Source organism: Halococcoides cellulosivorans, from assembly GCF_003058365.1.
GTDB classification, from domain to species: domain Archaea; phylum Halobacteriota; class Halobacteria; order Halobacteriales; family Haloarculaceae; genus Halococcoides; species Halococcoides cellulosivorans.
In genome coordinates, this window is record NZ_CP028858.1 from 1,336,031 (window position 1) to 1,348,903 (window position 12,873).

Genomic DNA, 12,873 nt, shown 5'->3' on the forward strand with positions numbered 1-12,873 from the left:
GATCGCGCACCTGAACCGGTGACCGACCGCCAGTCATCGCGGGACGGCGTGGGTCGCGGCGGCTTTGAACGTCGCGACGACGCTCGTTCCGACCGCGATGTCGAGCAGATCCAGACTCGCTTTCGTCACGACGACGGGGACGGCCACTCCTTCGGCGGCCACGGTGACGGTCGCGATGGATTCGCCGGCCTCGACGTCGCTGACGGCCCCACGGAGCCGATTGCGCGCGCTGGTGTCGGTGGCCGGCGGCGCGGTGTCGAGGCGGTGCAGCGTGATCGCGTCGGCGCTGAGGACGACATCGACCCGATCGGCGTCTTCGTAACAGACGGCTCGAAACTCCCCGGCGTCGGTCGCGACACGCGCGAGTTCGCCGTCGCGTTCTCGCACCGCCCCTTCGATGGCGACCTCCTCGGTTCGAGCGGTGCCCGCGAGCGCGGCGCGCAGGCGGTCGAATCGGGCGAGGAGGTCCCGGGCCGTGTCGGTCAGCGTACTGCCGCCGCCGTCGGGGCCGCCGCGCTGGCGGTCGAGCAGCGGGCCGAGCGCGTCTTCGAGGTCTGAAACGCGGTCGTGAGCGTGCGAATACGACCGGTCGAGCGCGTCGGCGGCGGCCGAAAGCGAGCCCTCGCGCTCGACGGCCCGGAGCAATCGGACGTCGGACCGATCGACTGCGATGCCGTCGACGACGAGGCGGGCCTCGAACGCGGCCTCCATACGCCGCACTCGGCCGGTCGGCTCAAAAACCCGGCGTCCGGGCGGTGCGGGCTCCCCAACCGTTATATCGTAGCGGGCATATCGACGTCATATCCCGGATGATACAACGCCCCGATCGGCCCACCCGGCGCGCCGTGCTGGGCGGGTGTGGCGGACTCGTCGCGACGTTCGCTGGCTGTTCCGGTGCGTCGGGGGCGACCGTGCTCGCGGCGGGGAGTCTCGCCGCAGGGTTCGAGGATCGCGTCGGCCCGGCGTTCACCGAGACGACCGAGTATGCCTACGGCGGCGAGTACCGCGGGTCGAACGCCCTGTTGCGGATGGTCTGTGAAAAGCAACGCCGCCCCGACGCGATCGTCAGCGCCGACGCGCAGTTGTTGCGTGACCGCCTCCGGCCGGAACTGGCCGACTGGGACGTCGTCGTGGCAACGAACGAAGTCGTGATCGCCGCCGACCCGTCGACAGCGGTGGGCCAACGCCTCCTCGACGGCGAGTACTGGCCCGACGTGCTCAGATCGAGCGAGGCCACCGTCGCGCGGACCGACCCCGACCTCGACCCGCTGGGCTATCGGGCGCTGCACCTTTTCGAGTTGGCCGAACGGTTCTACGACGAGCCAGGCCTTGCCGACGCCCTCGAAGTGGCGACGACGGTCACGCCGGGCGAGGCCTCGCTGCTCGCAGGGGTCGAGACCGGCGAGTACGACGCGGCGATCGCCTACCGAAACATGGCGGTCGATCGCGACCTGGGCGTCCGATCGCTCCCGCCGGCGCTGAACTTCGCAGACATCGCGCGGGCCGAGCAGTACGCCGAGGTATCGTATACGACGAGCGATGGCCACACCGTCCACGGACGACCCGTCCGCTACGCCGCGACGGTCCCCGAGACCGCCCCCGACCCCGCCGCGGGCCGCGCGTTCGTCCGATTTCTGGCCGATCGGGCCGACCTGCTCGACGCGGTCGGCCTGACCACCGGCGATGGCGTCCCGGTTTACTCGGGGGCGGTCCCCCGGGAGGTGCGCGCGTGAGCGTCGTCGATGCGGCCCGTGACGACCGATCCTGGCCCGGAACGACCGCCGTGAGTCAGCGCTCGATCGTCGCGCTGCTCGGCGCGGTGCTCGTCGTCTATCTGGTGGTCCCGCTAGTGAGTTTTCTCGCCAGCGGCGGGCCCCTCGTCACCGAGCTAGGCGAGCCAGCCACGCTCGCGGCGGTGCGCACCTCGCTGGTGACCGCACCCGTCACGACGCTGCTGGCGACCGTCTTCGGCGTGCCACTGGCCTACACGCTCGCCCGCTATTCGTTTCCCGGAAAGCGACTCGTCGAGGCGCTGGTCGTCCTCCCGCTCGTGATCCCGCCGGTCGTCGGCGGCGTCATGTTGCTGACCGCCGTCGGGCCCGGAACCCTCGTCGGACGGGCCGCCGCAGCCGTCGGCATTTCGATCACGGGCGGGTACGCCGGGATCGTCCTCGCCCAGACGTTCGTCGCCGGCCCGTTTCTCGTCGTCGTCGCACGCTCGGGGTTCGCCGGCGTCGATCCGACGCTCGAACGTGCCGCCCGGTCGCTCGGGCGCGGTCCGATCGAGACCGCACTCGTCGTGACGCTCCCGCTCGCGAAACGGAGCATTCTCGCGGGGATCGCACTTACGTTCGCCCGCGCACTCGGCGAGTTCGGCGCGACGATGACCGTCGCCTACCATCCCCACAGCCTCCCCACCCGCACCTGGGTCGCGTTCGTTTCCGGTGGCGTCGAGGCTACGCTCGCACCCGTGGCGTGGCTGCTCGGGGCCGGCCTCGCAATCGTGATCGTCCTCCAGTGGCTGGGCGGATCGGTTCGATGAGCCTCGCACTCGACGGTCTGGCGATCGCATACCCCGACGCCCGGATCGGGCCGATCGATCTGACGGTTCCGTCCGGCGTGACCGCGGTTCTCGGGCCCTCGGGGGCGGGCAAGTCCACGCTGTTGGAACTGATCGCGGGGTTCGAGACGCCCGACAGCGGGACGATCACGCTCGACGGGGCGCGCCTCGACGGTCGACCACCCGAACGGCGACCCGTCGGGATGGTCTTTCAGGACGACGCGCTCTTCCCCCACCGCTCGGTCCGCGAAAACATCGCGTTCGGGGCGGCGGAGAGCGTCGATACCGCCGCCATCGCCGAGCGATTCGAGATCGGAGAGTTGCTCGATCGCGATCCGGCGACGCTCTCGGGCGGGGAATCACGACGCGTCGCGCTCGCCCGGACGCTCGCGAGCGACCCCGACGCCCTTTTGCTCGACGAACCGCTCGCGAGTCTCGACGCCCCGATCCGGCGTCGCCTGCGGCGTGACCTCGCCGCCCGACTCGCCGCACTCGACGTCCCGGTCGTCTACGTCACCCACGATCAACGGGAGGCGGCGGTCGTCGGTGATCGTCTCGCCGTCCTGTTCGACGGGACACTCCACCAGGTTGGGCCGACCGATCGGGTGTTCGACCGGCCGGCGACCGAGCGCGTGGCTCGCTTTCTGGGCCACAGCGTCGTCGAGGGACAGGTCGTGTCGCGAGACCCGCCCCGGATCGACTGTGGCCCCACGACGGTGCGGGCCTCGATGGTGGCGAGCGGACCCGCGGTGTCGGTCGCACTCGACCCATCGGCGGTCGACCTCCGACCGGCGGACCCGTCGAGCGACGACTCAGCGGCCGCGAGTAATCGCCTCGATGGGGAGATCGATCGAATCGTCGACCGCCAGACCGACACGATTGCGACGATATCGGTGCCCGGCCTCGGGCCGATCGAGGCTCGCGTAGGCCGATCGCGGGCCGACGAACTCAGCGAGGGTGAGGACTGTGTGGTCGCGATCGATCCGGGCGACATCGTCCCGATCGAGTAGTCACCAGCGCTGGTGGACGGCGTCGTAGACCGATTCCTCGTAGATATCCCGAATCGCACCGTGGACCCGGTGATCGAGCGGGCGGCGATCCGCGACGGCGACGTTCTCTTGGATGTGCTCGGGCGAGGTCGACCCCGGAATCACGGACGTCACGGCGTCGAAATCCAGAATCCACCGGAGTGCGGTCTGGGCGAGCGTGAGATCCTCGGGCACGTACTGTTCGACGGCCTCGACGGCGTCGAGACCGTCCTCGAACGGCAGGCCCGCGAAGGTCTCGCCACGGTCGAACGCCTCGCCGTCGCGGTTGAAGTTCCGATGGTCGTCGTCGGGGAACTCCGTGTCGCGATCGATCGCACCGGTGAGCAGACCGCTCGCGAGTGGAACGCGCGCGATCACGCCCACGTCGCGCCGGGCAGCCTCGTCGAAAAAGAGGTCGGCGGGCCGCTGGCGAAACATGTTGAAGATGATCTGGACGGACTCGACGCCATCGTACTCGATGGCCTTCAGGCCTTCCTCGACTTTCTCGACACTCACCCCGTAGTGGCCGATCTTGCCCTCACGCTGGAGCGCGTCGAGTGCCTCGAACGTCTCGGGTTGATAGTACACCTCCGTCGGTGGGCAGTGCAACTGCAACAGATCCAGCGTGTCCGTCCCGAGGTTGTCCAGCGATCGATCGACGAACCGTTCGAGGTGCTCGCGATCGTATCCCGCTGGCTCGTGAGGGTCGAGGCGTCGGCCCGCCTTCGTCGCGACGAACACGTCGTCGCGATCGTACTCGGGGTCGTCGAGGACCGCACCGATGTGTGACTCGCTCCGTCCGTCGCCGTAGACGTCGGCGGTGTCGACGAACGTCACACCCGAATCGAGTGCCGTCCGGATCACCTCGCGGCCAGTCGCGTCGTCTACGTCGCCCCAGGCCGCGCCGCCGATGTTCCAGGTGCCGAGGCCGACGGCCGAGAGTTCGTGTCCGGTCGAACCGAGTTCGCGAAACTCCATACCGGCGCTTTGCGCGGCGGTCACTTCAGCCCGTGGGTCAGGCGCCGGGTTTGTGACGATCGTAAAAGGAGACGGCGAACGTCCCGCGGAACGGCACCATGATGATCTGAATAACGAAACTGTAGGCGGTGATCCCGAGCGACGCGACGATCGACGACGTCATCAGATCGATGCTCGATGGGCCCGCACTGGAATACGCGAGGGCGAAGGGGGCGACACCGATGACGATAATCGGCAGCGAGATCAGAAACGCGATGCCGAGATTGATCAGCGAGTAGCCGATCGTATAGAGGAAGTTGTGACGGACGAGCGCGGCGCTTTTCTTGTATCCTTCGATTACATTACTCTTGTCGACGACGATCGCGATCCGATAGAACTGGACGAAAAACATGAACAGCGCGTAGATGAGCAGCACCACGCCAGCGACTGCGATCCCGACGATCGCCCCACCACCGGTGAGTGCGGCCAGTTCTGGTTCACCACCGGTCCCGCTGAACGCCGAGGCGATGGCGAAGCCGACGGTAAAGACCAAAATCATCGACGCGACAAAAACGAACACGAACCCGATGACCACCTCGATGAGCGTCCCACCGAGCAACGGTAGATAGCGGTCTTTCCCCATCTGTTTGAACGTCTCCAGTGAGGTCGTTCCGCGGTGGAGGCCCTCGTAGGCCATTGCATAGAGGCCGGCGAGAATGAAAATCGACACGAAGAACGTGGCGATCGTGAGGAAAAACGGGAGTACCGGAACGCCGATCTGACTCATGAGCGTCTGGGGAAGGACCAGCGCGGCCATCATGAGCCCGACGGCGAACAGGATCGTGTTTTCGGACAACACACCGATAGCGTCTTTGAGTGATCGAATGACGGCCATACACCGATTCCCACGTGGGGGAGTCAAGAACCTACTGCATTCGATCGACTGTTCGACTCGAAATACCGATTCCAGAGCCGTCCTCGGTGGTCACTCCCAGTACTCGACCTCGGCGCCCAGATCGAGAAATCGCGATATCGACCGATCCTCGCTGTCCCCACCGGGCGGTGCACCGACGAACAGGCCCACGGCGTCGCGGTCGGGATACACCGTCACGTCTGGATCGTTCATCGTGGAGACCGCGAGCAGACGACAGCCGTCGGGCCCCGCTTCGATGGCGTGGGTGCCGCGCTCGTCGGCCGGCAGCGCGACGTAGTCGCCCGCCCGAATCTCGTGGGCGTCGGCGTCGGGCCCAACTCGATCGTCGCTGACCCCTCCAGGAGTAGATGGCCTCCTCGTTGGCGGTGTGGTAGTGTCGTGGCCACCCCGTCGCCCCGGGATCGTACCCCTAGAGGCTACAGCCGATGGCGTCGCCCGCTGTCTCCGCGCCGAGTTGCCGCCGGCGGACCCCGCCGCTCTCGATGTCGGTCGACACGTCGTCGCTCGCGATGCGATCGTCGTCCATGAAATCGTCTCGTACTAGTGGGACAAATAGTCTACCGGGGCCAGACGGCCACGGGAGTCGTCGGGACTGACGGACACACGTCACAGGTCAGTATCGCAGGAATTATTATCAAACGAATGACCCCACGACCGATCGGAGGACCCCGACGATATCCTCACGCCGATCGCGTGAACAGGACCGGTACGCTCACGCCCGGAGTTCGGCCAACCGCTCCCGCCCGGGCGCGATCAGGCGATCGAGATACTCCGCGAGTGCGTCTTTGGCGTCCTGGGGGTGCAACTCGCCCGAATCCAGATCGGTCGCGAGGTCCTCGTACTCGTCGTACTCCAGATCGCCGCCGTACTGGTCGGGCCGTTCGACGACGACCGTCTCGAATCGTGGGAACACCTGGTACTCGAACAGTTCGAGCACGGGATTGACCAGATCGCCCTCGGGGTCGCGCTCGGGCGGGCAGAAGGCGTCGCCGACTTTCTGCTCGATCGTCGCGCGGTCGTCCTCCATCGAAATTGTGGTCCCCTCGCTACTGGACATCTTCCCCTCGCCAGTCGCCAGATCGCCGACGATCGGGGTGTGCAGACAGGTCGGGGCGTCGTAGCCCACCTCGGGCAACTCGTCGCGCGCGAGCATGTGGACCTTGCGTTGGTCGAGGCCACCGACCGCCAGATCGACGTCGAGATAGACGATGTCGAGCGCCTGCATCAGCGGGTAGAACACGTGGCCGACGCTGGCGGTCTGGCCGCTCTGGAGTTCGGCCATCGCACGCTGAGAGCGATTGAGTGATGTCGTCGTCGCGAGCTGGAAACAGTCGAGGACGTAATCGTCGTCGAACTGGAACTCCGACCCGAAGACGAACTCCGTCGCCTCGTCGTCGAGGCCGTAGGCCAGAAACTGCTCGCGCATGCGCTCGGCGGTCTCTCGAATCTCGTCGAACGTGCCCTTGCCGTTGAGGTAGGCGTGAACGTCCGCGAGCAAGACGACGACCTCGAAGCCAGCCGCCTGCAGGTCGAGCAGTGCGTTCGCGGTGATCAGGTGGCCCACGTGGAGCACGCCGGAGGGTTCGTACCCGACGTAGACGCGCTTGCCCTCGGGATCGGCACAGAGCGCGTCGAACTCCTCGTCGGTGACGACCTCCTCGGCGGCGGCCACGAGCGAATCGGCTGTCATACCGACCGCTCCGCCGGTGACCCTCAAAGGCGTTCTGAACCGCCCCGACCGGATCGTCAGCGCCGTCGGCGAGCGAGTGCGAGTCGAACACTCACGATCGTCGCACTCGCGATCATGAGGAGGATCTCCAGGCCCGACCACGCGATCGGAAAGGTCCGCTCGACGTTCGCAGGTTCCGCACCGGGCGTCGGGTCGACGCCCGTGCTGTAGAAGGTGTTCTGAGTCGTCGAGGCCGGTTGGGTCGGGTCGGGCGAGAGATCCACCACCGTCTGGACGATCCCCCGCGTGGTCGAGAGTTCGATCTCACCGTTAAGGGTGTAGAACTGGTCGTGGATCGGCCAGAACAGGTTCACGCCGTTCGAGAACAGGTCCGGGCCGATGCCGGCAAAGACGACGACGGCGACGACGAGCCACCCCAGGCGAAGGCGGCGCGGCGTTCGGGCGGCGACGACTCGGCGGACGAACGACGCCCAGCGCTCGCGGAGTCGCTCGAACATCGATCTGCCGATGTCCTCTCGCGCTGGTTCGGGCACCCCGATGCGACTCACGACGAGCACGCCAACCGCGAACAGCGCCGGCCAGACGAGCGTGTGCCCAGCGGCACGGTGAGCGCTCTGGATCACCGGCGAGAGGAACACGTCCATGTCGACGAGGGCGACGGCGAGCACGGCGACGCCGAGCGCGCGCCCGTCGAACTCCTCGCCGAGCAGCGCCGCGGTGAACAGCCCCGCGAGTGCCATATGCACCAGCAACGACGACATATTCACCGCATAGATCGGACGCCCCGTAGCCGTTGTGGCGGCCCCGACAGATTCAGGCCCGTCGTGACCGAGCGCTCTGTATGGACGGCGACGCCGACCGACTCGCCGAGCGCATCGCCGGCGAGATCGCACTCAGTGACGACCCCGGCGGGACCCTCCGGAAGTGGCGGACCGATTTCGAAATCTCACAGACCGATCTCGCCGCCGAACTCGACGTCTCGCCGTCGGTGATCTCCGATTACGAGGGCGGGCGACGCGACCCGGGCATCGGCGTCGTCCGCCGGACCGTCGCGGCGCTGATCGCCATCGATCGCGAGCGCGGTGGCCGCCACGTCCGCCGCTCCGCGCGCGTGCGCTCGGCGGGGTTCGATCGCGCGATCGTTCACGACCTCCGGGAGTACGCCGCGCGCATGCGCACCGAGACGTACTTCGATCGGCTTGGCGTGACGCCCGTGACCGACCCCTCGGGTGGGGTCGCGGGCCACACCGTCATCGACAGCATCGAGGCGATCACGCGACTCTCCAGCGAGGAGTTCTACCGGCTGTACGGCCGCTCGACCACGCGCGCGATGATCTTCACGAACGTCACCCGTGGGGAGTCACCGCTGGTCGCGATCCGGGTGGTCTCGCCGACGCCCGACGCGGTGATCCTCCACGGGATCGATAGCGACGAGGTCTGGGAGCACGCTGCCGACCTCGCGCGCATCGACGGCTACGCGCTCGGTGTCTCGGACGCGCCACTGGAGGAATTTCTGGATCGTCTCGCCGAGATCGAATAGCGTCCGACCGGCGCTGGGGCGGTCGCAGGGCGCTATTCGACGTAGGTGTACTTGCGCTCGCCCATCCGGCCCCACCCGTCGAAGACGAACTCCCTACTCGGCGTCGTGAACGGATCGACGTCGGTCGTCTCGTCGTAGTCGTGCACCTCGTGGATCGTCTCGTATTCGGACCACGAGATGTCGTACCGATCGTCGAGTTGATCCTCGACGTTCAGCTGTTCGATCTCCGCTTCCCATCCGTCCTGGACGGTCTCGGCGTGGATCTCGGCCTGGGCACCGCTGCCGTAGGAGGCGACCAACAGGTGCTCGCCAGCGAGGTCCACGCCGGCCTGGGCGGCCTCGCGCAGGCCCGCCGCGCGGGCGAGATGGACCGACCCCGTGTACCAGTTGCCGACGTGCCGGGAGATAGCGAGCGTGGACTCGATCGTGTCGTCGTACCACTCGGCGTAGCGGTCGGTCTCACCGAGCGCGTCGGTGTACTCCGAGAGCGCGTCCATGAACGCCTCGTCGTCTGCGAAGTCGTCGCGTCGGGGCTGGCGACCGATCTCCGATTCGAGAGCGTCTTCGATGTCGGTCCCGCGCATGAGGTGTCGGAAGCCCAGCACGGCGGCCTTCCGGACCATCCCCGGGAACGGCGTGTGGAAGGGGACGAGCGCGAACTGGTCGGGGTGGGTATCGCCCCACGATCGCTCGAAGTCGGTCAGCGCCTCGCGCATGCGGGCGAGATACACCTGCATCGAGCGCTTGCCGTCGACGCTGGGGAACTGCTGATTGGGCTTGAGAAAGTCCGTCTCGTCGGCGCTGCCGTAGCCCTGATCGGGGTCGACCGTCACTAGATCGGGGTCCTCGTCGACGAGCATCGCGACCGCGCCCGCGCCCTGGGTCGCCTCGCCCGAATCACCGCGTTCGTACAGCGCGGTGTCGGTCGCGATGACGAGTGCCGCTCGCCCGCGATTCTTGCCCGCTTCGATCCAGTTGACGGCGTCGTCCAGGGCTTGAGTGCCGGCGATACAGGCGAACTTGCGCTCGCCTTTGTTCGCGTGGTGGAAATCACCCTCGAAGACCTGTTCGAGACAGCCAGCGACGTACGTCGAGACGGGTTTGGCGTGGTCGAACGCCGACTCGGTCGCCACGTCGATCCGCCCGATGTCGTCCGGCTGAAGGCCTTTGCGCTCCATCAGGCGTTTCGCTGCGTTCGCCGCCATCGTGACGATGTCCTCGTAGGTGTCCGGGAAGGAACTCGCGTGCAGACCGAGCCCCTTCGTGTATTTCGCGGGGTCGTCGTCTTTCTCGGGCGCGAACGTCTCTGCGAGGTCGAGTTTCAGATTGCCGGTCCGAATCTCGACGCCGTCGATCCCTGTTGGCATACCCAGATGTCACCCACAGCCCTACATAGAGGTGTCGACTGTGTTTTCGACGATCGTCGTAAAATTGGGGCGGGGGAACAGCTATATTTGATTGCCGGACGCGAACCGTGTATGCACGACCTCCCGGACCAGTTTCCATCGGACACGCTCGAACCGGGGACCCACCTTCTGGGACTGAGTCTCCCGATGCAGGGCCTCGCACGCCTCAGCGACCTCTTTATCGCTCACGGACTCGAAGTGGGAGACGACTGCATACTCATTACGACGGATCGAGGTGCGGGAGACGTTCTCCAGACTATCCAGGAACTCGCTGCCGACCCCGTCTTGGAGCGGTTCGTGATCGTCGACGCGACCGGACAGGAGTACGAGGGCGAATCTCCGTGTCAGATCGAGTCAGTCGGATCGCCGGGCGATCTGACCGGGATCGGTATCGGGCTCACGAAGGCCATCGACGCCCTCGAACCGGACCCCGGCGAGTTCCGCGTCACGGTCGATTCGGTCTCCTCGCTGCTCGTCCACGCCGGCTTCGATCGCGTCTACCAGTTCATGCATATGGTCGTCAATCGCATCGGGAGTCGGGGTGGGACCGGCATCTCGTTGCTCGCTGCAGACACCGACGCCAGCGAAGTGAGCCAGTTCGAAGGGCTCATCGACGGTGTGATCGACGTTCGAAGCGGCGACGACGGGGGAGAGTACCGGGTTCGTGGAGCCACCGGGACTGGCGATTGGTATCCGATCGACGACACGAAATCGACCCAGCCGACCAGTGATCGATCGGCAGCGAAAGCCCCGACAGACGATATCGACGTCGAAGTGCCGCGCTCGTTCTCGGCGTTCATCGAGAGCGTCAATTCCAGAGGGTTGACGCTGACGATCTGCAATCCAGACACGGCTATCGACGACCAGTTCACCGACTACTTCGACCGACACAACGTCGGCGTCAGAAGCGCCGACCTGACGACGGAGACGCCGAGAGGAGCCGCGATCCTCCACCGCGACGCCGAACCGATCGCCATGAGTTCGATCGAAAATCTGCGCGCCGCAATCACTCTCGAATCGACAGAATCGCTCCAGGATCCGGCGTTGAAGCGCCCTGCCGTGCTTCGACACGTCCACCGCAACGAGTTCTCGGTCGCGAACGGATCGCGCATCGAACTCACCCGAATCAGCCGCCTCATCGAGGGGCGAGCGCTCGAAACAGGGCGTGGTGCGCTCCATACTGGGTTTCAGCGGTTACAGCGCATCGACGACGACATCGGCACACAGGCGTTCTACGAGGCGATCGGCGCCACCGACGTGATTGTCCACGTCTACGGGGCCTCCGCAGACATTCCCGACGGAGCCGCCGACGTGGTTCATACGGCCGAAGACGGTGAACTGCTCGACTCGTGGTTCGTCGTCTACGATGGGGGTGGCGATCCAGACAAGATGGCCGCACTCGTCTGCGAAGAGATCGCTCCCGGAGAGTACTCGGGCGTCTGGAGTTACAAGCCGGCGGATGTGATCGCGGTCTTCGAGTATCTAGAGACCACGTACGGCGAGCAACCAGTCACCGCCGATTGATGGGCTATTCCCGACGGAAGAGATCGCCAGTTTACGTTCCAAACAGGCTGTTGTGGACGGGCGCGTAGTCACGCGACTGCTCGACGGTATCGGTGATCGCTGACCCCTCGGGCCCCTCCGCGAGGAAATCGGCCAGCGGCGGCCCGACGTTCTCGGGTTCGACGAGAAAGGCGTCGTGACCGTGATCGGACTCGATGACGTGGTGAGCGGTCTCGGCACCGGCCGCACGGAGCGCGTCAGCGAGCGCTTCGCCCTGTTCGACCGGGAAGTGCCAGTCGCCGGTAAACGACATCACCAGCGCCTCGCCGTCGAACGCGCCGAGAGCGTCCTCGTCGGACTCGAAGCCCGCCGAGAGGTCGTAGTTCTCGGTCGCACGCGTCAGGTAGATGAAACTGTTCGGATCGAACCGCCCGACGAACGTCTCGGCCTGATAATCCAGATACGACTCGACGTCACGATACGGAAAGTACTGGGCGGTCGGGTCCGCGGGGAAGGTTCGCTGGGCGTCCCGGCCGGCCGACCGGCGGCCGAACTTCCGATCCATCGACGCCTTCGAGAGGTACATGACGTGGCCGATCTGGCGGGCGACCGCCAGTCCCTCGGTCGGCCGATCCTCGCGGTCGTAGTACTCGCCGCCGCGGTAGGCCGGGTCCGCGAGCACCGCGCGGCGTTTGATGCCGTGGAGTGCGAGCGACTGGGTGTCGAGTCGGGCGGCCGTCGCGATGGGCACGATCCGATCGACGTGATCTGGGTGGCGTTTCGCCCATTCGAGGACGTTCATCCCGCCGACGCTTCCCCCGACGATCGCATGCAGATGGGGCACGCCGAGTTCGTCGAGCAGGCGGCGCTGGGCCTCCGTCCAGTCCGCGACGCTCACCGGCGGGAAATCGGGCCCATAGGGTGCGCCCGTCTCGGGATTCTCGCTTGCAGGCCCCGTCGTGCCGTAACACGATCCCGGGACGTTCGCACAGACCACATAGAAGTCGTTGGTGTCGATGGCCTTGCCCGGTCCGACGATGTCGTCCCACCAGGCCCGTGCCTGGCCCGCCGTCGCGTCGTCGGCCTCGCGATGGCTCGCGACGTGGGCGCTGCCCGTGAGCGCGTGACAGAGTAACACGGCGTTGTCGCCCGTAAACTCGCCGTAGGCCTCGTAGGCCACTTCCAGATCGGGAATCGACTCCCCGCAGGCGAACTCGAACTCCCCGACCGATACCGTCTCACGCTCCACGTTCAT

13 protein-coding genes are annotated in these 12,873 nt (G+C 66.4%); 5 read left to right on the top strand and 8 right to left on the bottom strand.

The window, feature by feature from the left end:
- Positions 1-33: 33 nt before the first annotated feature.
- On the bottom strand, positions 34-711 hold the full coding sequence (locus HARCEL1_RS06620; RefSeq protein ID WP_108381767.1) for a TOBE domain-containing protein: 678 nt from the start codon (positions 709-711) through the stop codon (positions 34-36).
- Positions 712-809: 98 nt separating this feature from the next.
- Here HARCEL1_RS06620 and HARCEL1_RS06625 point away from each other — a divergent pair, with 98 nt between their 5' ends.
- The 3 genes from HARCEL1_RS06625 to HARCEL1_RS06635 are packed head-to-tail and all read left to right on the top strand — an operon-like array spanning position 810 to position 3,570.
- Positions 810-1,733, top strand: a complete 924-nt coding sequence (locus tag HARCEL1_RS06625; RefSeq protein ID WP_108381768.1) for an extracellular solute-binding protein — start codon at positions 810-812, stop codon at positions 1,731-1,733.
- Positions 1,730-2,542: an ABC transporter permease subunit gene (locus tag HARCEL1_RS06630; RefSeq protein ID WP_325047907.1), complete on the top strand. Its 813-nt coding sequence runs from the start codon at positions 1,730-1,732 to the stop codon at positions 2,540-2,542. Before HARCEL1_RS06625 ends, HARCEL1_RS06630 begins: the two co-directional genes overlap by 4 nt.
- The gene (locus tag HARCEL1_RS06635; protein ID WP_108381769.1) at positions 2,539-3,570 is read left to right on the top strand and encodes an ABC transporter ATP-binding protein; all 1,032 of its coding nucleotides are present in this window, start codon (positions 2,539-2,541) and stop codon (positions 3,568-3,570) included. Before HARCEL1_RS06630 ends, HARCEL1_RS06635 begins: the two co-directional genes overlap by 4 nt.
- Here HARCEL1_RS06635 and HARCEL1_RS06640 read toward each other — a convergent pair whose 3' ends face one another.
- From HARCEL1_RS06640 to HARCEL1_RS06660, 5 genes are all read right to left on the bottom strand, one after another.
- Entirely contained in the window at positions 3,571-4,566 is a 996-nt protein-coding gene (locus HARCEL1_RS06640) for an aldo/keto reductase (RefSeq protein ID WP_108381770.1), read from the bottom strand. It abuts the gene before it with no gap.
- A gap of 37 nt (positions 4,567-4,603) precedes the next feature.
- Positions 4,604-5,440, bottom strand: coding sequence for a DUF7847 domain-containing protein (locus tag HARCEL1_RS06645; protein WP_108381771.1), 837 nt, complete (start codon positions 5,438-5,440; stop codon positions 4,604-4,606).
- 90 nt (positions 5,441-5,530) lie between these two features.
- Positions 5,531-5,671, bottom strand: coding sequence for a hypothetical protein (locus tag HARCEL1_RS13740; protein ID WP_233357429.1), 141 nt, complete (start codon positions 5,669-5,671; stop codon positions 5,531-5,533).
- Positions 5,672-6,191: 520 nt separating this feature from the next.
- Complete coding sequence (locus tag HARCEL1_RS06655; RefSeq protein ID WP_108381772.1) at positions 6,192-7,169, bottom strand: tyrosine--tRNA ligase; 978 nt, start codon at positions 7,167-7,169, stop codon at positions 6,192-6,194.
- Positions 7,170-7,225: 56 nt separating this feature from the next.
- Positions 7,226-7,930 (bottom strand): metal-dependent hydrolase, encoded by a 705-nt coding sequence (locus HARCEL1_RS06660; RefSeq protein ID WP_108381773.1) that lies wholly within the window; start codon positions 7,928-7,930, stop codon positions 7,226-7,228.
- Between the two features lie 80 nt (positions 7,931-8,010).
- Here HARCEL1_RS06660 and HARCEL1_RS06665 point away from each other — a divergent pair, with 80 nt between their 5' ends.
- On the top strand, positions 8,011-8,709 hold the full coding sequence (locus HARCEL1_RS06665) for a helix-turn-helix domain-containing protein (protein ID WP_108381774.1): 699 nt from the start codon (positions 8,011-8,013) through the stop codon (positions 8,707-8,709).
- Positions 8,710-8,741: 32 nt separating this feature from the next.
- Here HARCEL1_RS06665 and hmgB read toward each other — a convergent pair whose 3' ends face one another.
- Positions 8,742-10,076: a hydroxymethylglutaryl-CoA synthase gene (gene hmgB / locus HARCEL1_RS06670; RefSeq protein ID WP_108381775.1), complete on the bottom strand. Its 1,335-nt coding sequence runs from the start codon at positions 10,074-10,076 to the stop codon at positions 8,742-8,744.
- A gap of 111 nt (positions 10,077-10,187) precedes the next feature.
- Between hmgB and HARCEL1_RS06675 the strand changes: the two genes are divergently transcribed.
- Positions 10,188-11,639 (top strand): DUF7504 family protein, encoded by a 1,452-nt coding sequence (locus HARCEL1_RS06675; RefSeq protein ID WP_108381776.1) that lies wholly within the window; start codon positions 10,188-10,190, stop codon positions 11,637-11,639.
- 31 nt (positions 11,640-11,670) lie between these two features.
- On the opposite strand, the gene metX is transcribed toward HARCEL1_RS06675, so the two are convergent.
- Complete coding sequence (gene metX, locus HARCEL1_RS06680) at positions 11,671-12,873, bottom strand: homoserine O-acetyltransferase MetX (RefSeq protein WP_108381777.1); 1,203 nt, start codon at positions 12,871-12,873, stop codon at positions 11,671-11,673.